Here is a 24,687-nt window from a genome sequence, read left to right as displayed (position 1 = left end):
GAAGAAGGAGCACCCGATGAGCACAGCACGTCCCCTTCGCGTGATCCAGTGGACCACCGGAAACATCGGGCGGCGTTCCCTGCACGCGATCATCGGCAGACCCGACATGGAACTCGTCGGCGTGTACGCGCACGGAGCCGACAAGATCGGTATCGACGCCGCCGACCTGTCGGGTTGGCCGGTGCCGACCGGCGTGCAAGCCACCAACGACATCGACGCGCTGATCGCGCTCGGCGCGGACGCATGTTGCTATAACCCGTTGTGGCCCAACATCGATGAGCTGGTCCGGCTGCTGGAATCGGGAGTCAACGTGTGTTCCAGTGCGGCCTGGATCACCGGCGGCAAGCAGACCCCGCAGGACCGCGAGCGCATCATCGCGGCCTGCGAACGCGGCAACTCAACCATCTTCGGTAGTGGCGCGCACCCCGGGATGACGAACATGGTCGCCATGGTGCTCAGTGGCTCCTGCGAGCGCGTCGACGAGATCCGGATCACCGAATCCGTCGACTGCTCGACCTACGAGTCGGCAGAAACGCAGACGGCGATGGGGTTCTCGCAGGACCCCGACACCCCGGGCCTGGCGGAGAACGTCCGACGGGAGAGCGAGGTGTTCGCCGAATCAGCCGCCATGATGGCGGACGCCATCGGCGCGAAGCTGGACCGGATGACCTTCGATGTCACGTTCACCGCCGCCACCGGCGACACCGACCTGGGCTTCATGCAGATCCCGGCCGGCACGGTCGGCGGCGTGCACGGCTATCACCGCGGCTGGGAGGGCGACCGCAATATCGTCAGCGTCGGTTTCAACTGGACCATGGGCGATCACGTGAAGCCGCCGAAGCCGCTCGAGCATGGGCATGTCATCCAGGTGTTCGGGCTGCCCAACATGCGCACCGTGCTGCACTGTCTGCCGCCCAAGGACTGGAAGGAGCCCGGATTCATGGGCCTAGGCATGATCTACACCGCCCTGCCGGTCACTAATGCGGTCCCCGCGGTGGTAGCCGCCAGGCCCGGCATCGCGACGCTGGCCGACCTACCGCCGGTCACCGGCAAGGTGGCGCGGTAGCTGTGTGTCGTTGCGCACATGCCCGCCACCCCGAGGAACGCTCGCGTGCACTAAGCGCTAATGTACTTAGCCGAGCAAAGATTCTTTTCGGCTAATTTTGACGCCGAGGGAAGCAAGCTCTGCATCGTGGCGTTACAACCCTCAGGGTTCAGGAGCTGAACACTCGTAGAAGGCGGTGGCGATGGGGTCTAGTCCGACCGTGGGTCGCGCTACTCGCGCCCTCAAAATGGGGTGGATCCCCCTGGTGCTCGTGGTGGTGCTGGGCGTATCGGCACTCGTCGTATGGCGCCTGCACAAGGTGTTCGGCTCCGAGGACCTCAACGCCAACGCCGGTCAGGGAATCGAGATCGTGCAGTTCAACCCGAAGGTGGTGCTCTATGAGATCTTCGGGTCGTCCGGGGACACCGCCAACATCAACTACTGGGATGCCGATGCCAACACCCACCAAGTCAACGCGGCCCCGCTGCCCTGGTCATTCACGATCTCGACGACATTGCCTTCGGTGAGCGCCAACATCGTGGCGCAGAGCGACGGCAGCAACATCCGCTGCCGCATCAGCGTCGACGGTGTCGTACGCGAGGAACAGAAATCTGACGGCGTCAACCCCCAGACCTTCTGCCTGGTGAAGTCCGCATGAGCGATCTCGACACCACTCGCGTAAACGCCGATGACACGGCGCCAATCCAGGTGGACCGTGGCGAGACCACCGCGCGCCCGCACCGGCCGTTCATCCCGCACGCCATCCGCATCCTCGCGGTGCCGATCATTCTGGCCTGGGTGGTCCTGACCGTCCTGGTGAACGTCCTGGTTCCCACACTCGAAGTCGTGGGCGAGGCGCACTCCGCGCCGATGACCCCGCTGGACGCGCCGTCGATGGAAGCGATGATGCGCCTGGGCCACAACTTCCGGGAGTTCGACTCCAACAGCACGGTCATGATCGTGCTGGAGGGTCAGCAACCCCTCGGCGAAGATGCCCACCGGTACTACGACAGCCTGATCCGCCAACTGGAGCAGGATCACAAGCACATCCAGCACATCCAGAACTTCTGGGGCGACCGACTGACCGCGGCGGGAGCCCAGAGCGCCGACGGCAAGGGCGCTTACGTGATGCTCAACGTGGCCGGCAACCAGGGCACGACGCTGGCGAACGATTCGGTCGATGCCGTCCGCAAGGTGATCGATCACACCCAGGCGCCGCAGGGCGTCAAGGCGTACGTGACCGGGCCCGCGGCGCTCAGCGACGACATGCACCTCATCGGCAACGCCAGTTTGGCGACGATCACCTTGTTCACCCTCGGGGCGATCGCCATCATGTTGCTACTGGTCTACCGCTCCATCGTCACGACGTTGGTGCAGCTGTTCATGACCTTCGTCGCGTTGGCATCAGCACGCGGAATCGTCGCGGTTCTCGGCTATAACAATGCATTCGGCCTCACCACATTCGCCGCCAACATTCTCACCATGCTGGCCATCGCCGCGGGAACCGACTACGGAATCTTCCTGGTCGGCCGATATCAAGAGGCGCTACGGGCGGGTGAGGATCGAGAAACCGCTTACTACACGACATTTCGGGGGGTGGCCCCGGTCGTCTTGGGATCCGGTCTCACGATCGCCGGCGCCACCTACTGCCTGAGTTTCACCCGCTTGCCCTGGTTCAACACCATGGGCGCGCCGGTCGCGATCGGCATGGTGGTCGTGGTGTTGGCCGGGCTCACCCTGGGACCCGCGGTGGTCTTCCTGGGCAGCAAGATGCACCTCTTCGAATCCAAGCGGGCACGCAAGCAAGGCCGGCTGTGGCGACGTGTCGGCACAGCGGTGGTGCGTTGGCCCGCACCGGTTCTGGCCGTCAGTGGCGCCGTCGTCCTGGTCGGTATGGTCGCGCTGCCGAGCTTCAAGACGAGCTACAACGACCGCTACTACCTGCCGACCTCCGCGCCGTCCAACATCGGTCAGGCGGCCGCGGACCGGCATTTCTCGCAGGCACGCATGAACCCGGACATGTTGATGGTCGAGGCCGACCACGACATGCGAAATCCGGCCGACATGCTGGTGCTGGACCGGGTGGCCAAGAACGTGATGCGAACAGTGGGCATCGCGATGGTGCAGGACATCACCAGGCCGCTGGGTATTCCAATTCAGCACAGCTCCATACCATTTCAGAACAGCGTGCAGAGTCAGACGACCATGCAGAACATGAGCTTTCTGAAGGACCGGATGGCCGACATGCTCAAGATGGCCGACGCCATGCAGTTCATGATCGAAACCACCGAACGCATGTACCAGGTGACCCAACATCTTTCGAGTGCTGCCGACGACAGTGCTAAGACCACGGCCGACACCCGCGACATCACCGATTCGCTGCGAAACCACATCGCGGACTTCGACGATTTCTTCAGGCCGATCAGGTCCTACTTCTATTGGGACAAGCACTGTTTCGACGTTCCGGTCTGCTGGACGCTACGGTCCCTTTTCGACTCGCTGGACGGGTTCGACCAGCTCGCCGGGCAGTTCCACATCCTCAGCGATGACATCGCCCGCACGGCTTCAGCTACGCACGAGATGCTGGTGTTGCTTCCGCAGATGATCAGCACGCTCAAGATCACGCACGGCCTCACGCTGACGATGTATTCGACGTTCTCGACGATGATCAATCAGATGGAGGCGATGAGCAACACCGCCATCGTGATGGGGCAGAGCTTCGATCAGTCCAAGAACGACGACATGTTCTACCTGCCACCGGAAGCGTTCGACAACCCGGACTTCAAGACCGGACTGCGAATGTTCCTGTCTCCCGACGGCAAGTCGGCGCGCTTCTTCATCACCCATCAGGGCGATCCGATGACGCCGGAGGGTATCTCGCGCGTCGAGTCGGAACGGACGGCCGCGCAGGAGGGCCTCAAGATGTCGTCGCTGTCGGACGCGAAGGTGTATCTCGGTGGCACCGCCGCAACCTTCAAGGACATGCACGACGGCGCCAAGTACGACCTGATGATCGCGGTGGTATCGGCGCTGACGCTGATCTTCATGATCATGTTGCTGCTCACCCGAAGTGCGGTCGCGGCACTGGTCATCGTGGGGACCGCGGCCAGCTCGATCGCCGCATCGTTCGGGTTGTCCGTGCTGATCTGGCAGGACCTGTTCGGCATCAGGATCCACTGGATCGTGATGGCGCTGTCGGTCATCATCCTGTTGGCCGTGGGTTCGGACTACAACCTGTTGCTGGTCTCGCGGTTCAAGGAAGAAATCCACGCCGGCCGCAAGACGGGGATCATTCGATCGATGGCCGGCACCGGCGGCGTGGTGACGTCCGCGGGCTTGGTGTTCGCCTTCACCATGGCGTCCATGCTGGGCAGTGATCTGACGGTGCTGGGCCAGTTCGGATCCACCGTGTGTATCGGTCTGCTGCTCGACACCTTGATCGTGCGTACGTTGTTGATGCCGTCAATCGCGACGCTGCTGGGACGGTGGTTCTGGTGGCCGCAAGTCGTGCATCCGCGCGGGGACAATGCCAAGCGACCGGTGGGGTCGCAAGCGACGGCGTGAGCCTCTAGCGCCATATCGCCGAACGGCCCTTCGGCGGTAGGCTTCGGCTGCACTGCCACATCCGTGTTGGCGGCTGCGTTCGACGAAGGAGGGAACTCCCGTGCCGTTCGTGACCGTGTCAACTGAGGTGTTCTTCTCGGCAACAACGGATTTGGAGCAGATCGGCGCGACGCTCTACTCGCGGAACAACCTTGCCCTGGTGCCCACCGGGAGTTTGATTCCCGCCAGCGCCGACGAGATCTCGACTTCGGTGGCGACGCTTTTTGCCGAGCACGGCCAGCAGTATCAGGCAGCTGCCAAGCAGTTCGCCACGTCCTACGAACAATTTCTGCTCAGGTTGGGAGAAGCTGGGCGTTCGTATGTCGCCGCCGAAATCGCGATCGGCCGGCAACTCGTCTCGGACGCCTCCCACCTCGTCAATGACCCCTTGGTGCGGGTTACCGGACGGCCCCTGTTCGGTGACGGTGCTTCGGGCTACACCAACGCCCAAGGGGTGGGCACACCCGGCGGTGCCGGCGGCTGGTTGTTTGGCGACGGCGGCACCGGCGGCGTCAGCACCCGGTTCGGGGTAGCCGGCGGCCAGGGCGGCGCCGGCGGTTTGCTGCTGGGCAACGGCGGCACCGGTGGCGGCAGCCTTTACGGTGGCATGCCGGGTGGCGCCGGTGGCTCTGCGGGCCTGATCGGCATCGGCGGTACCGGCGGGGCCAGCGGACCCGGCGGCATCGGCGGCGCGGGCGGTCGCGGTGGCCTGCTGGGACTGCCCGGCACCGCGGGGATCAGTACGCAACTCGCGGCGAACCAGACGCTGATCTACCCCGATCAGTTCGGCAACCCGACCCTGAATGTGTCCGTCGGCGGCGGGCCGACCATGCCCGTCATCGTCGACTCCGGCGCCACCGGACTGGTCGTCCCGCCGCAGTACGTCGACCTCGCGGCCTTCGGTCCGCCGACCGGGTCGGGCAGCGTCAGTTACGGCGGCGCCCTTTTCGTCAGTTATCAGACGTATCAGACACCCTTGAATTTCGGGAATGGAATAACCACCGCGCCAACCACGATCGGCGTCGCCACCTCGGCCTATCTGAACTCGCCGAGCAACCCGGTCAATGTCTCACTGCTGCCGGCCTATCTCGGTGTCGGCCCCAACGACGGGTTTCCGTTCAGCACCCCAGTGACCGCCGCGCTGCCGGGCACCATGAATGAGGGTGTGCTGATCAATTTCCCGCGCGGCATGATGGAGTTCGGGCCCAATCCACTGCCGCCCCTCGTCCAGCTGGACGGAGCTCCGAGAACCGTCGTGCAAGTACAGATCAACAACGAATTGCCCCAGACCGTAGGCGCTTTCATCGATTCCGGCGGGGCAGGCGGCGCCATCCCACAATCACTGGTGCCGGGCCTTTCGGTCGGGAATCATCTGCCTGCGGGAACCGTCATCAGCGTGTTCACGATCAACGGCGTGCCGCTCTACACGCAGACAGTCACCGTGGCCGACACCCCGCTGGTTGTGGGGTCCGCGACACCGAACAACATCTACGTCTTCAATACCGGGTACTACCCGTTTGCCCAGCTACCGATCTACATCTGGAACAACGACGCGGTGGGCACGACGATCTTCGACTATCAGGTCTGACGCATCACGGCGCCACCTGCAGGCAGACCGCCAGTGCTCCGGCACCCACGTGCAACGCCAGCACCGGACCCAACGGCGTGATGATCGCCGGTTCACAGTCCGGTAGCCGCTCGGCCAAGGCGGCCGCCACCTCCCGCGCACCGTCGGGGTTGACGACGTGATGCACGGCGAGCGCGGCCGGGCGCTGCCCCACCACCGCGCAGACCTGGTCGATCATTGCGGTGACTGCGCCCTTGGCGGTCCGTACACGTTGCGCCAGAACAAGTTCGCCGTCCTCGATATGCAATAGCGGCTTGAGTGCCAGTGCCGTGCCCAGCCATGCCTTAGCGCCCCCGATGCGCCCGCTGCGGCGCAGATTGTCCAGTCGGTGCACCATCATGTACGCGTGCGTGCGCCGCACGGCGTCGACCGCGGCGGCAGCGACCGCGTCCAGATCGGCGCCGTCGGCCGCCGCTTGCGCAGCACTGAGCACCGCGAAACCGGTTCCCATTGCGGTGGATTTGGAATCGATGACTCGCACCGCGGGCCCCAGACCGGCAGCGGTCAGTTGGGCGGCGCGGTGCGTCCCCGACAGACCCGACGAAATATGCACTGCCACTACGCCATCGCCATCGCTGTCGTCCAGCGCCCGTTGGTAGGCAGCGCGCAACTCGGCCGGGGTGGCTGCTGCGGTGGTGGCTTGCCGCTTGTGGATGTCCTCGGGAATTTCATCGACCCCGTCACGCAAGTCGGCGCCGTCGAGCAGGATGTGCAACGGGATCTCGCGGATCGCCCACTTGTCGCGCAATTCGGCCGGCAGGCGCGACGAGGTATCAGTGACCACCTGAACGGGCATGGTCAGTCACGCGTCTCTCTCGATGGGCCACGCGTCTTTCTCGACAGGCACGGTACCTATCTGGAAGGCCTCGGCCAGCGCCTTGAGCGTCAGTTCCGCGACGGCCTGATGCACCGCGAAGTTCCAGTGAATTCCATCCGGGTTGGCACGTCCGCTCAACACCTCGTCCGCGACGGCCGCTTTGTGGTCTATCAACGGAATATTGTGTTGCTCAGCCCATTTGGTGATCGCCGCGACGGTGCCGGCGCGGCCACGATGTGCTCTGCCGTACGATTCGGCGATGTGCACCCCGGGTAACGACGCCAGGATCGGGATCCCCGGCCGGTTGAAATCAATTGCACCGCGGGTTAATTCGAGATATTCGGCGGTCAGGTGCGGCGGTAGCGCCGACCTGGCCACCGGCGAAAGCCGCGGCTGCAACCAGCCGTACCCGTCGCGGACCCAGCGTCGCAGCAAGGGCGGGCGAACGTAGCGAATGAGTTCACGCAGTGCCGTCGGCCACACCGAGGGCAGTGAGTCCATCCCGCCGGTGGCGAATATCACCGCGCCGGCTCGGGGCAACGCCGCCCAGGACCGAGGATCCTGGGTCGCCGCCCACCACACGTCGCGGCAGGTCCAGCCGATCCGGCCGATCAGCTCGACGTCCCAACCCAGTTGAGAGCCAACGATATTGGGCCAGATCCGGGGATCATCGGCGGGCAGGCCACCGGCAGGTCCGTAATAGGACAGCGAGTCGGCGAAGATCAGCAGCGCGGGCCTGGCCCCGTCCTTCAGGACCGGCCCGCCGAAACCGATCTCAGAGGACATCGTTGGACACCTGCGCCGAAGCGTTCCATACGTCCAGTCGCCAGCGAATTGCGTCGAACTCGGCTGCATCGCCGGAATGCCCCGACAGCTGCACCCAACTGCAGTTGCCCATCCCGCCCAGGATCGGCCAGTTGTCGACCGGGAGCTTCAGCAGCGCTGCCGACAATGCGGCGATCAGTCCGCCGTGGGCGACCAGCACGATCGGTCGCTCCGGCTCCCCCGCGTCACCCCATTGCGGCGCGGCGGCGACCAGTTCGGCAACCAGCGGTAGACTCCGGGCGGCCACGTCAACCCTGCTCTCGCCACCGTGCGGCGCCCAGGTGGCGTCCTCGCGCCAGGCCAGCCGGGCACCTGGGACTTCGGCATCGATCTCGGTATGGGTCTTGCCCTGCCAGTCACCCAGGTGCGTCTCACGCAGCCGTGCGTCCGCCTGGACGGGCAGACCGGTCCGCTCCCCCAGCTTCACCGCGGTGTCGTAGGCACGCCGCAGATCCGAGGACACGATCAGCAATGGCTGCAGCTTGCCGAGCACCTCGGCGGCGGCGACGGCCTGGGCACGACCTAAGTCACTCAGGTCGGTTTCGAGCTGGCCCTGCATCCGGCTGCCGAGGTTGTAGTCGGTCTGCCCATGTCGCAGCATGACCAGCCGGCGGGCTCTCACCGGGCGTCCACTTCTTCGGGTGCGTCACCCAGGTCCACCGGCACCACCGGGCAATCGCTCCAAAGCCGGTCCAGCGCGTAGAAGTTGCGATCGTCTTGGTGCTGGATGTGGACGACGATGTCGCGGTAGTCCAACAGCGTCCAACGGCCCTCCCGGGCGCCTTCCCGGCGTGCGGGCTTGTAACCGGCCTGGCGCATCTTCTCTTCGACCTCGTCGACGATGGCGTTGACCTGCCGCTCGTTGGACGCCGACGCGATCACGAAGCAGTCCGTGATGACCAGCTGCCCCGAGACATCTATGACAACGACGTCGTTGGCCAGCTTCGACGCCGCGGCAACGGCTGCCACTTTCGCCATGTCGACGGCTTCCTGGTTGGCGCTCATGCATTGTTCCCTGCGGTCAGGCCGGCGGCGGTTGAACTCTCGGCGCCATCGGCTTTGCGGTAGAGCCTGCGTTTGGAGACGTACTGCACGACGCCGTCGGGCATCAGGTACCACAACGGCCGGCGCTCGCGGGCACGCCGACGGCAGTCGGTCGATGAAATGGCCAGCGCGGGAATCTCGACCAGACTCAATGCATCCTCCGCCAGGTCGCCGACGACGCCGGTGATGTGATCGTGGCTCAACTCGTAGCCGGGCCGGCTGACACCGACGAATCGCGCCAAATCGAACAACTCCTCCCAGCCTTGCCAGGTCAGAATCGAGGCCAGTGCGTCGGCGCCGGTGATGAAGTAGAGCTCCGAGTCCGGGTTCAGGGTGCGCAGGTCCCGCAGCGTGTCCTTGGTGTACGTGGGGCCGTCGCGGTCGATGTCGACCCGGCTCACGGAGAAACGCGGATTGGACGCGGTGGCGATCACCGTCATCAGGTACCGGTCTTCGGCAGCCGAGACAAGGCGCTCCTTCTGCCACGGCTGTCCGCTGGGCACGAACACGACCTCGTCGAGCTTGAACTTGTCGGCCACTTCGCTGGCAGCAACCAGGTGGCCGTAGTGGATGGGGTCGAACGTCCCGCCCATCACTCCCAGCCGTCGAACCTGTTTCTGCACGATTTGCCAGCTTACTGGAGTCGTAGCGCCCCAGCCGGGTGGCGTTAGACGGTGGTCAACACAGCGGCCACTTACTCTGCGTTAGCCATGAGTTTGATCTGAGGTACACGCAGCTCCCACCTTGCTTCCGCGTCCTTCGCCGCCGGCGCGGATTTCGTATATCGGCGCTCTTTTGATTCGAGGCCCTCCCAATTGAGCCGTCGATCGTGTAGAAGGAGTCTGTGGAAAAATCGCCGCAGGCCTCGGTAGACGAGAAGGTAGACCAGAAGCAAGAGTGGGACGACGCCCTAGTCCGGCGCTTCCACAGCCGATCCGTAGTCAGCGGCGAGATCTCGCTCCCGGCGGTGCCGAGCTTGCTCGAGGAGTACGTCGAGATGTGCAGCCGGATCTTCGCCGGCGTGGGCAGGAAGTTCAACGACGACGAACTCGCTCACCTGCGGACCGTGCTTCAAGGTCAATTGGCCGAGGCATTCTCGATTTCGCAGCGCTCCAACATCGTGATCACCTATAACGCCCCGGTCGGCCCGACCCTGCACTACCAGGTCAACGCCCGCTGGTTCACCGTCTCGGAGGCCTACGAGAACTGGATCAGCACCCGGGAACCACCGCTGTTCGGTACTCAACCCGACGCCCGGGTGTGGTCGCTGGCCAACGAAGCCGCCGAACCCAGCACGTATCGAATTCTCGACATCGGCGCAGGCACAGGGCGCAACGCCCTGCCGCTGGCGCGGCGCGGACACCCCGTCGATGTGGTGGAGCTGACCCCGAAGTTCGCCGAGATCATCCGTTCGGAATCCCGACGGGAAAACCTCGACGTGCGCGTTCTCGTCCGCAATGTCTTCGAGACCACCGACGATTTGCGCCAGGACTACCAGCTGATCCTGCTGTCGGAGGTAGTGCCCGATTTCCGCACCACTTCTCAGCTGCGCCGGCTGTTCGAGCTCGCCGCGCAGTGCCTGGCGCCGGGAGGCCGGTTGGTGTTCAACACCTTCCTGCCGCGTGACGGCTACGAACTCACCGAGGCTGCGCGCGAATTCGGACAGCAGGCCTACAGCGGCATGTTCAGCTGGGAGGAGATGGCGACCGCAGCCGCCGGACTGCCCCTCGAACAGGTCTCCGACGACTCGGTCTACGAGTACGAGCAGGCGCACCTGCCCCCCGGTGCATGGCCGCAGACCAGCTGGTACGCCGCCTGGGTGAGCGGCCTGGACGTGTTCCCGCTCGAGCGCGAGAAGAGCCCGATCGAGATGCGCTGGTTGGTGTTCCGCAAGAAGCGCTGACCGCGCTCCGCCGGAGCACGGCTAAACGGGGAGCAGCTGGTCGATCACCGTGGCCAGCTGCTTCGCCGACCGGCATTCGTGCATGGTGATGACTTCCTCGTAGCGCGGCACGGCGGAGTCGCCGCTGCCCCACAGGTGTCGAGGTTCGGGGTTGAGCCAGTGCGCATGCCGGGCGGCGGTCACCATGTCGGCCAGCACATCCACGGCCGGGTTGCGGTAGTTGGTGCGTCCGTCCCCGAGCACCAGCAGTGAACTGCGCGGCGACAATACGTTCGGGTTCGCCTGCACGAATGAGACGAACGCGTTGCCGTAATCGGAGTGGCCGTCGCGGGCATAGACGCCGGCTTCCCGGGTGATCCGCTGGATCGCCACGGCCAGGTCGGCTTCCGGCCCGAACATGTGGGTCACCTCGTCGGTGGTGTCGATGAAGGCGAACACCCGCACCCGCGAGAACTGTTGGCGCAGCGCATGCACCAATAACAGCGTGAAGTGGCTGAACCCGGCGACCGAGCCCGAAACATCGCACAGCACAACCAATTCCGGACGCGCCGGGCGGGGCTTCTTCAGCACCACATCGATCGGCACGCCGCCGGTGGACATCGATTTGCGCAGCGTCTTGCGCAGGTCGATCGTCCCGGCCCGGCTCCGACGCCGACGGGCAGCAAGTCGCGTCGCCAAGGTGCGCGCCAGCGGGGCCACGACCCGACGCATCTGCCGCAGTTGGTCACCGGAGGCACGCAAGAACTCGACGTTCTCGGAAAGCTGTGGGATGCCGTACATCTGGACATGCTCGCGACCCAGTTGCTCAGCGGTGCGCCGTTTGGTCTCGGCGTCGACCATCTTTCGCAGCTGTGAAATCTTCTGCGCGGCAATTGCTTTGGCGATCTGCTCTTGACTCGGTGTGGGCTCGTCACCGTACGGGGCGAGCAGGCCGGCCAGCAGCTTGCCCTCCAGTTCGTCCAACGCCATCGCCTTGAGCGCCTGATACGACGAAAAGGACGGACCGCGGCTGGAGTTGTATTTTCCGTACGCCTCCACAATCCGGGCGATCATCCGGACCATTCGCTCGTCCATGTCTGCGAGGTCCGGGTTGTCGGCGAGCAGATCCAGCAGCATCTGCCGCATTGCCTCGACGTCGTCGGGTGGCAGCGCGTCGGGGTCCTCGGCGCCATCTTCATCCGCAACGACAGCCCGCGCGCCCAGCGCCGCGGGGAACCACAGGTCGAACATGGCGTCGTAGGTATCCCGGTGGTCGGGGCGGCGCAACACCGCACACGCGATACCCTCGCGAAGCACCTCGCGGTCGCCGAGGCCCAGTGTCGCCATCACCCGTCCGGCGTCCACCGTCTCGGACGGACCGACCGAAATCCCGCTTCCGCGAAGCGCTTCCACGAATCCGACCAGATGGCCGGGCAGCCCATGCGGGGCCAGTGGCCGGGACGGGCGGATGCGTCGGCTGGCCATCAGTTCAGCCTTAACTCGCCGCTCGCGCGTTGCTGATCGGACTGATGCTTGAGCACCACACCGAGTGTGGCGGCGACCACCGCGTCATCGATGGTGTCCATTCCCAGCGCGAGCAGCGTGCGACCCCAGTCGATGGTCTCAGCCACCGAGGGCAGTTTCTTGAGCTGCATTCCGCGCATCACGCCGATGATGCGCACCAGTTCCTCGGCGAGATGCGCCGGCAGTTCGGGGACGCGCGACAACAGGATGCGGCGTTCCAACTCCGGGCTCGGGAAATCAATGTGCAGGAACAGGCAGCGACGCTTGAGCGCCTCGGACAGCTCCCGGGTGGCGTTGGATGTCAACACCACCAAGGGCTTTCGGGTCGCGGTGATGGTGCCGAGTTCAGGGACGGTCACGGCGAAGTCGGAAAGCACCTCGAGCAGCAGGCCCTCGATCTCGATGTCGGCCTTGTCGGTTTCGTCGATGAGCAGCACGGTCGGCTCGGAGCGGCGGATCGCGGTCAGCAGCGGGCGCTGTAACAGGAACTCCTCGCTGAATACGTCATCCTTGGTCGATTGCCAGTCGCCGGATCCGGCTTGAATGCGCAGGATCTGCTTGGCGTGGTTCCACTCATACAGCGCGCGGGCCTCATCGACGCCCTCGTAGCACTGCAGCCGCACCAGTCCGGAGTCGGTCGCCTGCGCGATGGCGCGGGCAAGTTCGGTCTTGCCGACCCCGGCCGGCCCTTCCACCAGGAGCGGCTTGCCGAGGCGGTCGGCGAGAAACACCGCAGTGGCGGTGGCGGTGTCGGGCAGGTAACCCGTCTCGGCCAGCCGTCGCGAAACGTCAGCGATGTCGGCGAACAGCGGCACAGGCCGGGCGGGCACGCTCATAGATGAAGCTCCTTACTAGAAGAGTCAGGCCGGGCGGGTTTGGCCGTTCCCCCACACAATCCACTTGGTCGAAGTCAGTTCCGGAAGCCCCATCGGGCCACGGGCGTGCAGCTTCTGGGTGGAGATGCCGATCTCGGCACCGAAACCGAACTGTTCGCCGTCGGTGAACGCGGTCGAGGCGTTCACCATCACGGCGGCGGCGTCAACCTGTTCGGTGAACCGTTGGGCGGCAGCGAGATTGGTGGTGACAATGGCTTCGGTGTGTCCGGTGCCGTATTCGTTGACGTGCGCGATGGCGGCATCGACGCCGTCGACCACCGCGACCGCGATGTCCATCGCCAGGTACTCACGCCGCAGCTCGGCCTCGTCGGGGTCAAGGTGGACGGTGACGCCGGCGTCCTGCAACACGGTGAGCAACCGGGGCATCGCCTCGGCGGCAATGGCCGCGTCGACCAGCAGTGTTTCGGCGGCGTTGCAGACGCTGGGTCGGCGGGTCTTGGAATTCAGCAGGATGCGTTCGGCGACAGCCAGGTCGGCGGCCTCGTGCACGTAGACGTGACAGTTGCCCACACCAGTCTCGATCGTGGGGACCTGGGCATCACGGACGACCGCCTCGATCAACCCCGCTCCCCCACGAGGAATCGCCACGTCGACGAGTCCGCGGGCCTGGATCAGGTGGGTGACGGTGGATCGATCCGCTGACGAGAGCAGTTGCACCGCGTCGGCGGGCAAGTCCTGACTGACCAGCGCTCCGCGTAGCACCGTGACCAGCGCTTCGTTGGATTTGGCGGCCGAGGAGCTACCCCGCAGCAAGGCGGCGTTGCCCGACTTCAGCGTCAGACCGAACGCATCGACGGTGACGTTGGGGCGACCCTCGTAGATCATTCCCACCACACCGAGCGGGACGCGCTGTTGGCGCAGCTGTAGCCCATTGGGCAGGGTGGAGCCGCGGAGCACCTCGCCGACCGGGTCGGGCAGGCCGGCGACTTGGCGCAGTCCGGCCGCGATGCCGTCAATACGCTGCGGGTTCAGCGCCAGCCGGTCGAGCATCGCTCCGGCAGTGCCGGCCTCCCGCGCCGCGTTGAGATCTTCGGCGTTGGCAGCCAGGATCTGGTCGGTGTGGGCTAGGATCTCGTCGGCGGCGGCATGCAGTGCGCGGTCTTTGATCACCGTCGGTATCGAGGCCAGGACGCGGGCGGCCACCCGAGCACGGCGCGCGGCGTCATGCACGTCTTGACGCAAGTCGGGGAGCGCCGGTGCTTGCAGACTCATTAGCCCAGCTTATCGGGCTTGCCCCTGTTCAGCCTGGGTGGGTCAGCCGGATTTCGCCTTCCACCACTGATAGAGACTCGTCATGTCGGTGCCCACGATCATCGCCACTCTGAGTTTGGAGTCGTCGCTCCAAACGACTATCGGGTGCTTCACCGAGTTCATCGTCATGGTGGCGCATTCCACCTGGCCCCCGGTTTTGCCGCTACTGCCGTAGGTCCATGGGCCTGGCGAGTCCTGGTTGCCCGGGCAGGTGGAGGCGATGTCCATCTTGTCGCCGCCGACTTGCTTGAATCCGGTCTCCATGTCGGTCTGACTTCCGAACAGCCCGAACGCGGCCTCGCTGGGGCCACCGGACGCGGTGCTCTGGTCACAGGTCACCTTCTCGATCGCCGGCAACTTGGCCGGTTTGACCTGGCAGTTGCTCGACGAGAAACCCTCCGGCAGCATCCCCATCAGTTTGCTCGGATCTGCCGATGCCGTCGGGTCAACGCTTGCTCCCGCTAGGAACACAGCTGCAATAACCATCAATCGGGTTGCATAAGTCGAACGCCCCACGGCAAACAACCTCCTCGGACCAGCGTCACCGGCTATCAGGCTGCGACCGGCATCGCAGCGCGGTGTGGCAAACGGTAATGCCGACCGGGCGAGGACGCTAGAGTTTCGGCGCAAAAATTCTCGGCGGCTCAGCCGACCCGCTCGCGGACGGTGACCCGCCTCGCCTTCTGCTGCCGTTCTTCGATGAGCCGGCCGAGGTCTTGGAGCAGCATCGGCTTGTTCATCACGATTTTTTCTACGTCCTTACGGTCGATCTCGAGGGCGGTCACTTCATTGAGTGCGTACGCGCTGGCCAGGTTGGGCTGCCGAGTCAGCGCGGTGATACCGATGAACGACCCCTGGTCGAGTGTCGTCACGGGGACGACGACGCCGTTCTCGTCGACCACGGTGAGGCGCACACTGCCCTCGACAAGAAAGGTCATCGCGGTGGGAATCGTGCCCGCGTACTGAACGATCTCGTCGGCCCCGTATCGGACGATCCTGGCGTAGGGAGCGAGGAATTGTTGGTCAGCCAGGGTCAGCCGCAGTTCCGACGCGACCACCGTACGCAACGCGTTCTTGACGCGTTCGGGAGTGGCGAAGTCGTCGGCATCACCGTCGAGATGTAGCTCTTCCCGTCGTGCGGCGTACCAAATCCAGCGGAGAAATGTCGCCTGGGTAGCTCCTTCGTCCGCGGGCGAGTTGATCTTGATCGTGGTGCGGTATTCGCCGGCCCCCAGAGCCACCGAGGTTGGTGGGATACCGGCCTTGATCAGCGGCAGGGCGCCGGCCACCCGAGTCAGCAACTCACATACCTTATCGGGCGGATCCGACGTCGCAAACGTGGTGGTGATCGAGCATTTGTACGGCCCGGCCGGGCGGCTGAGGTTGGTGAAGGCGGTGGTGGCCAGCATCGAATTCGGCATGACTCGCATGCCGCCGCCCGTCTGGATGTGGACGGCACGCCAGTTCACCTCGATGACCCGCCCGCGCGACGTTTGCGTGTCCAGCCAATCGTTGATGCGAAACGGCTGCTCGAACAGCATGAACAGGCCAGACACGATCTGGCCGACGGAGTTCTGCAACATCAGGCCGATGACAACCGATGTGACGCCCAGCGCGGTGAACACACCGGCGACCCGTACGCCCCAGATGTAGGAAAGGATCGCCGCCAACCCCAGTCCGATCAGCGCGAAGCGGCTGACGTCGAGGAATATCGCGGGAAGTCTCTTGCGCCAACTGTCCTCGGGAGCGCCTTCGAATACGGTGGCGTTGAGTCCGGACAGCAGCAACACCAGAACCAGAAAGCCGAACACGGTCGTGAGAAGTCGCACTGGGACATCGCCGGCCGAAATTTGCGAGGCCTTCACCAGGAGCAGCAACAAGGCGCCGAGCGGCAGCAGCCAGTTGCGCACCATGCCGACCTGTCGCGCCAGCCGACTTTTCCGCCGCAGGAGTATGTGATGCAACTCGGTCAGCAGGATCACTCCGACAGGGAATCCGATCGCGACCACGAGTGCCCAGTAAAACCACGACGAACTCAGGGGATTCATTTACCGCTCCACCAACCGGTAGATCGTCTGCTCGGTGCCGCCGACTGAAATGGTGCCTGCCGGAGTGAAACTGCGGGTTTCGCGCATCTCCTCGTACACCTGCGACGCGACGAAGATGCCGGATTGCGGTGAGCCGCTGTTCATCTGGTAGGCCAGACTTACTGCGGCGCCCCACATGTCGTAGACGAGACCGGATTGCCCGACCAGCCCGCTGACGACGTTCCCAGTGTTGATGCCGATCCGAAGGCCCAATTCGTGACGACTCTGGCTGTTGAACCGCACGACGATACGGCGCATTTCAAGGGCGAATTCGAGGCTCCGGTGCACGCTGTCGAGTCGTGGTGTGATCACACCGCAGCTGGCCAGGTAGCCATTGTGGAAAGTGCGAATCCGCTCCACACCAAGGCTTTCGGCGGCCGCGTCGAATTGCTGGAAGAGGTCACCGATGATGCCGACCAATTCGTGGCCGGGAAGGTCGTAGGAAATCTCGTCGACCCCGACGAGTTCGGCGAAGACGATCGCAACGTCCTGATGCATCTGCGCGAAGGTTGCCCCACCCTCGCGATACCGCGCCACGACCGACTCGGGCATCAGCGCCAGCAGCAACCGATCGTTCTCGCGGCGTTGCTCGTTGAGCAGTTCTTCCTTGATCGCGAGATTTCGGCTCATCTCGTTGAAAGCACCAGTGAGATCACCGATTTCGTCACGCGACGTGATCGGGATAACGACTTCATAATCGCCGGAGCTGATCTTCTGGGTACCCTCTTCGAGGCGTCGGACCGGCCGAACTGCGGCCTGGGCGATCAGCATCGAAGCCACGCTGATGCCGAAGATCATCGCGGCGACCGCCACCGCAAGCGTCTTGCTGAACCGGCCCAGTCGCGCAAATGCATCGGAGTCGTCCCGGGTGGCCAGCAGCGCCCAATGCAGGTCCGAGTTCGGTACATCCAACGGCGTATATGCCTCTAGCTCTTTATTGCCCGCATAGTCGGTTCCGACGACGACTCCCGTCTCGCCACGCAGGGCCGCTCGAACACCGGCACTCTTCACCGGCTGCACCAGCGTCGTGCCACCCAACCGGATAGCTCGGTCGGCGATTTCAGACGAGGTGCCGGCAGCTATCACCTCGCGGCGGTATTGCTTCGGGTCTTGCACAAAATCCCGGGCGTCACTGCGCATCAGGTCGTCGGGACCGACCAGATACGTCTCAGTAGAGGGGCCCATCCCCGCGACTTCCCACTGCTTGTCGGCGGTCATGATCTTATTGATCTTGGCGATCGGCAGCGGCAATGCCATGACGCCGTCTACCTTGCCGTTGATACCGACCGGCGATACCACCCACGCTGTCGGGGTGTCGAGCGCCGGCTGGTACGACTGGAAGTCGGTGATCCAGACGAATTCAACATCGTTGGCCCGCAACGCTTTTTGATAAGCTTCGCGCAAATTCGATTCGCGATAGGGCCCGGACAGAATGTTGGTGCCGAGATCGGGGCCTTTGTTCACCGAATACACGACGTTGCCGTCCATGTCGAACAGCAGCGCGTCCCGGTAGTCGAACCGGTTGACGATGTCGCGCATGTAGAAGTCGTAGCGGGCATTCGCCGCCGACCAGGCGCTGCCGTCACCGGCATCCACCACCGGAGGCGAATTGGGTTTCAATGTGGCCGTGTAATAGGCCTGGAGGTACCTCTGCGCGTTGGTGTTTGGTAGTACAGCGTTGAGATCGATTTCGTCGCCCGTCACCTGTTTGATGGGCTTGATCATCTGGTTTTCGTAGTAGTTGACAATCGCCTGCTGTTGCAGCGGAGTGATGGTGGCGTTGGCCAACTGATTGAATCCCGCGCTCAGGGCAGTCAGAGCCTGGTCGACGCTGAATCCGCTGCTGTAGACGTCGACTGAGTTCGTGACCTCCTGAAACAGCGCCATGATTTGGCGTTTCTGGGTTTCGCGTAATTCGACCAGTCGCTCGGACTCGACTTCACGCAGTGCGGTGCGACCGTTGAGACCGGCCAGCAAGCCGATCACCGCAACCGACAAAATGCTCGAAAGCAGTAGCGCCACCAGAATCTTTGATTGGATGCTCACCCTGAAACGTATCCGGGGCACCAAACGGCGGGCGCGCTTCTTGGCCGGAGCGTCCGAACTCTCCGCTACCGACTCCGCTGAATCAGCCGACGTCAATCGGCATCCCTTCTGCTACCGCCCCTTTGCAGGTCTCCGACCTCGCTGCACCCTAGCTCGCAGATCGGACGATATCGGCCATTGGGAAAAAGTGACGCCGGCCTGTGTCCCAGCTTTCACCGAAGAGTGATGGGAGCACGTGTCCTCATTCCACGCTGCTTGCCCAATCCACAACGAACCGGCGGGCGGGGTCAGAGGGGTCAATGGCACAGACGATTTCGAGGCCGATCGCGAGATGCGGCACGGCATCCGGCGGTATCGATTGGACATTTCGACCGGTGACCGGTGCCAAATTCGGGAAGCGAAGCTCCACTTCTATGACGTACTGCGGGGCATCCAGCAAAGCCGGCGCGGCGGTCGCGCTTCTACCCAGACTCCGCAAGCTATTTCCGGTGGCGGCGTAGGACCTCAGCACCCCGGGTACCCGCTGGCCTGATGCCAGCAATTCAGCCGCGGACGCCCACCGCCCAGAGCTACCGCCATGAATTCGCTTGTGTCGGTTGTACGCCTCGGCCAGGTCATCCGCGGAAACCAAGGTATCGCCCGCGCTTGTGCGCGGCGGCCGGCCGGAATCGATCTGGACCTTCTGCAGGTTCTGAGAGTCAACCTGCACTGGTACAACCGAACCCGGTTGCACCCACGCCATCGAAATCGGATGGACTGCCCGTCGAACGGCCGCCTCGTACGGCTCGCGGCCCGGGATCTCTACCCGCAGATGGATCTTGCAGACATACCGGTCGTTGATCACCGTGCCAGTCGGTTCCACCGACTCAATTCGCGAAATTCCCGTCAGCGCCGGCCCGGCAAACCTTGGCTTCCGAAGTCGGTAAAGGCTCACCGCAACGATCGACACGGCAATCAGGGGCACGGCAAGGCCCAACATGGGTCCCAACATCTCCATGGCGGGACGGTAGCCGCACGTCCCCGCTACCAAGCCCAAGTTTGGCCTCAGGACCGACGCGCTTAATCTCATTCCATGGCAAGGCGGGTGTCCGTCGTCGGCAGCGTGAACATGGACTTGACGTTCGACGTCGCCAGCCTGCCGCGGCCAGGCGAAACCGTGTTGGCGTCATCGCTGAAGTACGCGCCGGGCGGCAAGGGTGGCAATCAGGCGGTCGCGGCGGCGCGCGACGGGGCGCTCGTCCAATTCATCGGCGCGGTCGGCGACGACCCCGCGGCGGACGAGTTGCTTGCTCATCTGCGTGCCGAAGGCATCGGCGTGGACGGAACTGTCCGCGTTCCCGGACCCAGCGGAACGGCAATCATCCTCGTCGACGAAAGTGCCGAGAACACCATCGTGGTCGCACCGAATGCCAACGCGGCACTAACCCTTGCGCCATCAGTGAGTTCCGACTGCGATGTGTTGTTGACCCAGTTGGAGATCCCGGTGACCACGGCGATCGCGGCCGCACAGGCAGCACACTCGGCCGGAGTTGTCGTCATGGTCAATGCGTCACCCGCGGGAGGCGAACGAGACGCACTGGCCGAGTTGGCTGCCGTCGCCGACGTGGTGATCGTGAACGAACGCGAAGCCGGCGATTGGCCCTGGCGACCAACCCATTTCGTGGTCACTCTCGGTGCACGAGGCGCCCGGTACACCGGTGCGGACGGGGACTTCGATGTTCCCGCGCCGGTGGTGAACGCCGTCGATACCACCGGCGCGGGTGACGTGTTCGCCGGTGTGCTGGCCGCCAATTGGCCGGGCCGTTGTGGATCACCCGACGACCGGCGCCGCGCGTTGCAGCGCGCCTGCGCGGCAGGAGCGCTAGCGACACTGGTGCCCGGTGCAGGCGATTGTGCGCCCGATGCTCAGGCCATCGACGTGGCGATGGACCACTGATGTCCACCACCACCGCCGCCGATATCGCGCTGGCACTGTTCGTGGTTTTCAGCGTGCTTGGATTCGGTTGGCGCAGTTGGGTGCAGCACCGGCGCACGGGCTCAAGCGGATTCCACGGTGTCAGCGGCAAGCTGGGCTCACCGGAATGGATCGGCGGGGTGGGTTTTGTTCTGGCGCTACTGGCGGCGGTGAGCGCTCCGGTACTGCAGCGCTTCAATGTCGTTGAACCAGTGGGGTTTCTGCAGGGGCTCTGGATTCAGGTGGCCGGGATCCTCGTGGCGACGACCGGCATCCTGGCTACCGTAGGGGCACAACTCGCGATGGGCGACTCGTGGCGGATCGGGGTTGACGACGAAGAGACCACCGAACTTGTGCGTACCGGCATATTCGGCGTGGTGCGAAATCCCATCTACACCGCGATGTTCATTTTCAGCCTCGGCATGGTCCTGGTGACGCCGAATATTGTTGCTATTGGGGCGTTTTTCCTGCTTATCACCGCGATCGAACTGCAAGTCCGGCAGGTGGAAGAGCCGCACTTGTCGCGGCTGCACGGCGATGTTTATCGGGCTTATACCGCTCGGGTGGGACGGTTCATACCGGGTGTCGGGCGCCGCTGACTCGTTCGCCCGATCGATGCGTCAGAATATCGAAACCCCATGTGCCACTCTGTTTTCTCCAGTATCTGACGAGGGATCTTGTCGGTGGGTACCCATAGTATTCAGGTATGACATCGAGTACCCGCGAACAGATCGCTGAGGTGCTCGAAGGGTACGAGGAGTATCAGAAGCGGCTCTGCGCGTTGACTTTTGACGGACTGACCACCCCGGAGTGGCTGCGGGTCCTGGAGCGTCTCAAGCAGATCGAACGCCGGCATCCGGTGCCGCGGCATGCTCTGGTCAACCTGCTGGCCGAACAGGCCACGGCAGAAGAGCTGGGGGCCAAGCTGCATCTGGCGCTGGCCAACCGGCTGCGCATCTCCCCCACCGAAGCCCGCCGCTGGATTGTCGAGGCACAGGATCTCGGCCAACGGCACGCGCTCACCGGAGAGCCCCTGGCGCCCAAGCTCACCGCGACTGCCCAGGCCCAACGCGACGGGCACATCGGCGAAGAACACGTCCGGGTCATTCGCACGTTCTTCAATAATCTGCCCGGATGGGTGGACCTGGCCACCCGCGAGTCCGTGGAGGCCAGGCTCGCCAACAAGGCCACCGAGCACCGTCCAGACGAACTCACCAAACTGGCCAACAAGACCTTGGACTGCCTCAATCCCGACGGCGACTACACGGACGAAGACCGGGCGCGCCGGCGCGGCATCACCTTGGGACCTCAAGGTGACGACGGCATGTCGCGCATTAGCGGGTATGTCACCCCCGAAGCGCGCGCCACCATCGAAGCGCTGTTCAACAAGCTTGCCGCCCCGGGCATGTGCAACCCCAATGACGACGCCCCCTGTGTAGACGGGCCACCCGCAGAAGATGCGGTGAAGCGGGACACCCGCAGTTCGGCCCAACGAAACCACGACGCCTTGGTGGCCGCGGGTCGAGTGGTGTTGTGCAGCGGCGCCCTCGGCCAGCACAACGGATTACCGACTTCAATCATCGTGACCACCACCCTGGACGACCTCGAAGCCGCCGCGGGCCAAGGACTCACCGGCGGCGGGACGCTACTGCCCATGAGCGACGTGATCCGACTGGCCCGTCATGCGCGTCACTATTTGGCAATATTCGACAAGGGCAAAGCGATCGCGCTCTACCACAGCAAGCGACTAGCTTCGCCGGGGCAGCGAATTGTGTTGTACGCCAAGGATCGTGGCTGTACGAAGCCGGGCTGTGACGCGCCTGGATACCGCTGCGAGGTCCATCATGTTCAGGGATGGGCCGGCACGCGCTGTACCGACATCGACCAGCTCACCTTTGCGTGCGGACCCGACAACAGGCTCGTCGAAAATGGCTGGGTCACCCGAAAAAACGCCCGGGGCGAGACCGAGTGGATCCCGCCGGCCCACCTCGACCACGGTCAACCCCGCGTCAACTCCTTTCACCATCCCGAGAAGCTGTTGCGCGAAGGCGATGACGATGACGAACCCGCTTGACGTGCACATCGTCGTAGATGCGCCGCCGTCCGGCTGATGCGACGGGCGACCCACGTGGTGGGCGATAGCTGAGCTTTATACGAATTCGGCTGAGGCACAACAGAACCACGACAGGGTGGTTTCTTGCGCACCTGAACTACCCGAAATGCGTCACGGCAGCCGGCTGCGGGGAGTACCGTGCAAAGGCACGGGCGACGGCAACGCCGGCGCCGACGGTGCCGTCGGCGGATCGGGCGGCGGCGACAGCTTCTTCACCAACGGCGGCGGCGACGGCGGTACTGCTTCCGGCGAAGGCGGCGACGGCGGACGCAGCGGCTCTAGCGGCATCGGCTACGGCAGCATCGGACAGTCCGCCTAACACGGACCAACACCGGCGCGGCTAACGAGACGAGCGACCCACGTCGTGGGCGAAAGCTATACCGTCGACTGAACCTGTGTCACTACCAGATTGGCTTATCAGGACGCGACTGCGGTTGGGCGACAACAGGACCGACAAGTGATGATGCGGCCGGCCGGCCACGAATACCAACCGGTTGACGCGCAACAGCGCGGCGCCAATCGCGGTATCCAGAAGGTTTGCATTGCGCGGGCCGGCGATCTCAGCGGTGAATTCGTGCTGCACCCGTTCCACGACGACGTCGGCCTCCGACAACAGTTCGTACAACGGTGCCCGTTGCAGTTCGGCTTCGGTCAAGGTGTCCGCGAGGTGAGTCGGCAGCCACGCTTCGGTGACGATCAACGGTTCGCCGGTGCGGCGTTGGCGGCGAACCCGCAGCACGTGCAGCAATTCACCGGAAGTGCCGAGGGCGGCGGCGATGGATCGCGGTGGCTCGCGGACGCCGAGTTCGATCACCTCGACCTCGGTCTCGAACTGGGCCTGCCGCAAGCCGTCCAGGTACGAACGTCCCGCCGGCGACGGATCCGCGGCGCCGTGCTCACACACAAAGGAACCGACGCCCCGGCGGCGCTCGATATAGCCGAGTTGGGCCAGGTCCGCCAGTGCTCGACGGACGGTGATCCGGGAGACCCCGAACTGTTCACCCAGTGTCGCTTCGGTGGGCAGCGCGTCCCCAGGCGCCAGTACGCCACGGTCGATCTCGTCGTGCAATACCAGGAAAAGCTGACGGTGTAGCGGCACTCCGGCGGCGGTCGATACCGGTCCGGACCTGTCGCGGGTCTCCTGCACGGTGCTCAATGCTTCCACACTGCCTCGGTTGCACGTTCCGATTAGTTGTTATATGTATATAACAACTAAGACGCATTGGGAAGCAGGTGAAAGACGATGACTACCGCGATACATGAGCAGCCCGCCACCGATCCGGACGCCGTTTTCGGCGAAGGGCACGACCCCGACGCGACCGCGCTGACCGGCCAGCTCGGCGAGCGTTGGGAAACCACGATCATCATGGTCAAGTCCTACGCCGCAATGGGAGGCCTGCACGGGGCGATCGATGCCGCCCGACAAATTCGATCTTCCGTTGTCCCGACAATATTTCGAAGATTGACATCATTGTCGGCGAGACCGTGCACCGGCACGGTTGGTGGGTCCCAGAGCGGCCACTCACCGCGATCGGCGCCCAGATGAACATCGGCTACGCGACCGCCGCAGCACTGCTCGACGGCAACGTCCTGCCCGAACAGTTCACGCCCGAACGTCTCGATGCTGACGACATCTGGTCGCTGATCGCCAACACCACAGTCCAACCAGGTGATTCGCTGGCCCATGCCGACATCACCGAGCGATTCGCACCTGCGTAGCCGTAACCGATCGGGAGGGCGAGGTGTTTCGCGCGCGCGCCGACCTGCCGCACGGCGCGCCGAACGATCCGGTCACCAATGACGAACTCGTCGCCAAATTCCACGCGCTGGCCGACCGGGTCACCACCCGCAACCGCGCCGATGCAATCGAACACGCGGTGGTCGGCCTGGAAAACCTGCACGACGCGAACAACCTGATCGATCTGCTGGCCGCTCCGGTCGCGGGTGCGCTCGACTAACCGGAAAGGGCTCTC

Annotated in this window: 24 protein-coding genes; 11 read left to right on the top strand and 13 right to left on the bottom strand. The window is 64.2% G+C overall.

Annotation, left to right across the window (positions count from 1 at the left end):
* Nucleotides 1-16 precede the first annotated feature (16 nt).
* The 4 genes from ACZY1I_RS15210 (at nt 17) to ACZY1I_RS15195 (ending at nt 6,236) form a co-directional block, all read left to right on the top strand.
* Entirely contained in the window at nt 17-1,066 is a 1,050-nt protein-coding gene (locus ACZY1I_RS15210) for an NAD(P)H-dependent amine dehydrogenase family protein (RefSeq protein WP_463755282.1), read from the top strand.
* 181 nt (nt 1,067-1,247) lie between these two features.
* Nucleotides 1,248-1,703: an MmpS family transport accessory protein gene (locus ACZY1I_RS15205; RefSeq protein WP_463755281.1), complete on the top strand. Its 456-nt coding sequence runs from the start codon at nt 1,248-1,250 to the stop codon at nt 1,701-1,703.
* Nucleotides 1,700-4,609, top strand: a complete 2,910-nt coding sequence (locus tag ACZY1I_RS15200; RefSeq protein ID WP_463755280.1) for an MMPL/RND family transporter — start codon at nt 1,700-1,702, stop codon at nt 4,607-4,609. Before ACZY1I_RS15205 ends, ACZY1I_RS15200 begins: the two co-directional genes overlap by 4 nt.
* Before the next feature lie 100 nt (nt 4,610-4,709).
* A complete protein-coding gene (locus ACZY1I_RS15195; protein WP_463755279.1) occupies nt 4,710-6,236 on the top strand; it encodes a PecA family PE domain-processing aspartic protease in 1,527 nt (508 codons plus the stop codon).
* Between the two features lie 4 nt (nt 6,237-6,240).
* On the opposite strand, the gene ACZY1I_RS15190 is transcribed toward ACZY1I_RS15195, so the two are convergent.
* From ACZY1I_RS15190 to nadD, 5 genes are read right to left on the bottom strand one after another with little or no spacing between them, the layout of a single operon-like run.
* On the bottom strand, nt 6,241-7,071 hold the full coding sequence (locus ACZY1I_RS15190; protein ID WP_463755278.1) for a DegV family protein: 831 nt from the start codon (nt 7,069-7,071) through the stop codon (nt 6,241-6,243).
* Nucleotides 7,072-7,077: 6 nt separating this feature from the next.
* Nucleotides 7,078-7,878 carry a diglucosylglycerate octanoyltransferase gene (gene octT / locus ACZY1I_RS15185; RefSeq protein ID WP_463755277.1) on the bottom strand — a complete coding sequence of 267 codons (801 nt, stop codon included), beginning with the start codon at nt 7,876-7,878 and terminating at the stop codon, nt 7,078-7,080.
* A complete protein-coding gene (gpgP, locus tag ACZY1I_RS15180; RefSeq protein WP_463755276.1) occupies nt 7,868-8,539 on the bottom strand; it encodes a glucosyl-3-phosphoglycerate phosphatase in 672 nt (223 codons plus the stop codon). Before gpgP ends, octT begins: the two co-directional genes overlap by 11 nt.
* The gene (gene rsfS, locus ACZY1I_RS15175) at nt 8,536-8,922 is read right to left on the bottom strand and encodes a ribosome silencing factor (protein ID WP_463755275.1); all 387 of its coding nucleotides are present in this window, start codon (nt 8,920-8,922) and stop codon (nt 8,536-8,538) included. Before rsfS ends, gpgP begins: the two co-directional genes overlap by 4 nt.
* The gene (gene nadD / locus ACZY1I_RS15170) at nt 8,919-9,584 is read right to left on the bottom strand and encodes a nicotinate-nucleotide adenylyltransferase (RefSeq protein ID WP_463755274.1); all 666 of its coding nucleotides are present in this window, start codon (nt 9,582-9,584) and stop codon (nt 8,919-8,921) included. The genes rsfS and nadD overlap by 4 nt, the downstream gene beginning before the upstream one ends.
* Nucleotides 9,585-9,913: 329 nt before the next feature.
* Here nadD and ACZY1I_RS15165 point away from each other — a divergent pair, with 329 nt between their 5' ends.
* A complete protein-coding gene (locus ACZY1I_RS15165) occupies nt 9,914-10,864 on the top strand; it encodes a methyltransferase domain-containing protein (protein WP_463755726.1) in 951 nt (316 codons plus the stop codon).
* Nucleotides 10,865-10,885: 21 nt separating this feature from the next.
* On the opposite strand, the gene ACZY1I_RS15160 is transcribed toward ACZY1I_RS15165, so the two are convergent.
* The 7 genes from ACZY1I_RS15160 to ACZY1I_RS15130 all read right to left on the bottom strand — a co-directional run bounded on the left by ACZY1I_RS15160 (nt 10,886) and on the right by ACZY1I_RS15130 (nt 19,644).
* Nucleotides 10,886-12,328 (bottom strand): vWA domain-containing protein, encoded by a 1,443-nt coding sequence (locus ACZY1I_RS15160; RefSeq protein ID WP_463755273.1) that lies wholly within the window; start codon nt 12,326-12,328, stop codon nt 10,886-10,888.
* Complete coding sequence (locus ACZY1I_RS15155; protein ID WP_463755272.1) at nt 12,328-13,203, bottom strand: AAA family ATPase; 876 nt, start codon at nt 13,201-13,203, stop codon at nt 12,328-12,330. Before ACZY1I_RS15155 ends, ACZY1I_RS15160 begins: the two co-directional genes overlap by 1 nt.
* 24 nt (nt 13,204-13,227) lie before the next feature.
* Nucleotides 13,228-14,475: a glutamate-5-semialdehyde dehydrogenase gene (locus ACZY1I_RS15150; RefSeq protein WP_463755271.1), complete on the bottom strand. Its 1,248-nt coding sequence runs from the start codon at nt 14,473-14,475 to the stop codon at nt 13,228-13,230.
* 42 nt (nt 14,476-14,517) lie between these two features.
* Nucleotides 14,518-14,922, bottom strand: coding sequence for a hypothetical protein (locus ACZY1I_RS15145; RefSeq protein ID WP_463755270.1), 405 nt, complete (start codon nt 14,920-14,922; stop codon nt 14,518-14,520).
* Nucleotides 14,923-15,158: 236 nt separating this feature from the next.
* Nucleotides 15,159-16,562: a mechanosensitive ion channel domain-containing protein gene (locus ACZY1I_RS15140; RefSeq protein WP_463755269.1), complete on the bottom strand. Its 1,404-nt coding sequence runs from the start codon at nt 16,560-16,562 to the stop codon at nt 15,159-15,161.
* Entirely contained in the window at nt 16,563-18,743 is a 2,181-nt protein-coding gene (locus ACZY1I_RS15135) for an adenylate/guanylate cyclase domain-containing protein (protein WP_463755268.1), read from the bottom strand.
* A 145-nt stretch (nt 18,744-18,888) separates the two neighbouring features.
* Nucleotides 18,889-19,644 carry a hypothetical protein gene (locus ACZY1I_RS15130; RefSeq protein WP_463755267.1) on the bottom strand — a complete coding sequence of 252 codons (756 nt, stop codon included), beginning with the start codon at nt 19,642-19,644 and terminating at the stop codon, nt 18,889-18,891.
* A gap of 75 nt (nt 19,645-19,719) precedes the next feature.
* Between ACZY1I_RS15130 and ACZY1I_RS15125 the strand changes: the two genes are divergently transcribed.
* From ACZY1I_RS15125 to ACZY1I_RS15110, 4 genes are all read left to right on the top strand, one after another.
* Entirely contained in the window at nt 19,720-20,583 is an 864-nt protein-coding gene (locus ACZY1I_RS15125; RefSeq protein ID WP_463755266.1) for a ribokinase, read from the top strand.
* Entirely contained in the window at nt 20,583-21,200 is a 618-nt protein-coding gene (locus ACZY1I_RS15120) for a methyltransferase family protein (protein WP_463755265.1), read from the top strand. Before ACZY1I_RS15125 ends, ACZY1I_RS15120 begins: the two co-directional genes overlap by 1 nt.
* Before the next feature lie 107 nt (nt 21,201-21,307).
* A complete protein-coding gene (locus ACZY1I_RS15115) occupies nt 21,308-22,675 on the top strand; it encodes an HNH endonuclease signature motif containing protein (protein WP_463755264.1) in 1,368 nt (455 codons plus the stop codon).
* Nucleotides 22,676-22,820: 145 nt separating this feature from the next.
* Complete coding sequence (locus ACZY1I_RS15110; RefSeq protein ID WP_463755263.1) at nt 22,821-23,033, top strand: hypothetical protein; 213 nt, start codon at nt 22,821-22,823, stop codon at nt 23,031-23,033.
* Between the two features lie 21 nt (nt 23,034-23,054).
* Here ACZY1I_RS15110 and ACZY1I_RS15105 read toward each other — a convergent pair whose 3' ends face one another.
* Nucleotides 23,055-23,879, bottom strand: a complete 825-nt coding sequence (locus ACZY1I_RS15105; RefSeq protein ID WP_463755262.1) for a GntR family transcriptional regulator — start codon at nt 23,877-23,879, stop codon at nt 23,055-23,057.
* 320 nt (nt 23,880-24,199) lie between these two features.
* Between ACZY1I_RS15105 and ACZY1I_RS15100 the strand changes: the two genes are divergently transcribed.
* Together ACZY1I_RS15100 and ACZY1I_RS15095 are read left to right on the top strand one after the other, a co-directional pair.
* Nucleotides 24,200-24,433: a hypothetical protein gene (locus ACZY1I_RS15100; protein WP_463755261.1), complete on the top strand. Its 234-nt coding sequence runs from the start codon at nt 24,200-24,202 to the stop codon at nt 24,431-24,433.
* A gap of 23 nt (nt 24,434-24,456) precedes the next feature.
* Nucleotides 24,457-24,672 carry a hypothetical protein gene (locus tag ACZY1I_RS15095; protein WP_463755260.1) on the top strand — a complete coding sequence of 72 codons (216 nt, stop codon included), beginning with the start codon at nt 24,457-24,459 and terminating at the stop codon, nt 24,670-24,672.
* Nucleotides 24,673-24,687: the final 15 nt, after the last annotated feature.

Source organism: Mycobacterium sp. IDUB_37 (genome assembly GCF_055419245.1).
This window is presented reverse-complemented; position numbering and strand designations above follow the sequence as displayed.

Bases quoted from the DNA above. Each gene is read 5' to 3' on its own strand.
- ACZY1I_RS15210 (WP_463755282.1), top strand. From the start codon at position 17: ATGAGCACAGCACGTCCCCTTCGCGTGATCCAGTGGACCACCGGAAAC.
- ACZY1I_RS15205 (WP_463755281.1), top strand. From the start codon at position 1,248: ATGGGGTCTAGTCCGACCGTGGGTCGCGCTACTCGCGCCCTCAAAATG.
- ACZY1I_RS15200 (WP_463755280.1), top strand. From the start codon at position 1,700: ATGAGCGATCTCGACACCACTCGCGTAAACGCCGATGACACGGCGCCA.
- ACZY1I_RS15190 (WP_463755278.1), bottom strand. From the start codon at position 7,071: ATGCCCGTTCAGGTGGTCACTGATACCTCGTCGCGCCTGCCGGCCGAA.
- octT (WP_463755277.1), bottom strand. From the start codon at position 7,878: ATGTCCTCTGAGATCGGTTTCGGCGGGCCGGTCCTGAAGGACGGGGCC.
- rsfS (WP_463755275.1), bottom strand. From the start codon at position 8,922: ATGAGCGCCAACCAGGAAGCCGTCGACATGGCGAAAGTGGCAGCCGTT.
- ACZY1I_RS15160 (WP_463755273.1), bottom strand. From the start codon at position 12,328: ATGGCCAGCCGACGCATCCGCCCGTCCCGGCCACTGGCCCCGCATGGG.
- ACZY1I_RS15155 (WP_463755272.1), bottom strand. From the start codon at position 13,203: ATGAGCGTGCCCGCCCGGCCTGTGCCGCTGTTCGCCGACATCGCTGAC.
- ACZY1I_RS15150 (WP_463755271.1), bottom strand. From the start codon at position 14,475: ATGAGTCTGCAAGCACCGGCGCTCCCCGACTTGCGTCAAGACGTGCAT.
- ACZY1I_RS15145 (WP_463755270.1), bottom strand. From the start codon at position 14,922: ATGCTGCCGGAGGGTTTCTCGTCGAGCAACTGCCAGGTCAAACCGGCC.
- ACZY1I_RS15140 (WP_463755269.1), bottom strand. From the start codon at position 16,562: ATGAATCCCCTGAGTTCGTCGTGGTTTTACTGGGCACTCGTGGTCGCG.
- ACZY1I_RS15130 (WP_463755267.1), bottom strand. From the start codon at position 19,644: ATGGAGATGTTGGGACCCATGTTGGGCCTTGCCGTGCCCCTGATTGCC.
- ACZY1I_RS15125 (WP_463755266.1), top strand. From the start codon at position 19,720: ATGGCAAGGCGGGTGTCCGTCGTCGGCAGCGTGAACATGGACTTGACG.
- ACZY1I_RS15120 (WP_463755265.1), top strand. From the start codon at position 20,583: ATGTCCACCACCACCGCCGCCGATATCGCGCTGGCACTGTTCGTGGTT.
- ACZY1I_RS15115 (WP_463755264.1), top strand. From the start codon at position 21,308: ATGACATCGAGTACCCGCGAACAGATCGCTGAGGTGCTCGAAGGGTAC.
- ACZY1I_RS15110 (WP_463755263.1), top strand. From the start codon at position 22,821: ATGCGTCACGGCAGCCGGCTGCGGGGAGTACCGTGCAAAGGCACGGGC.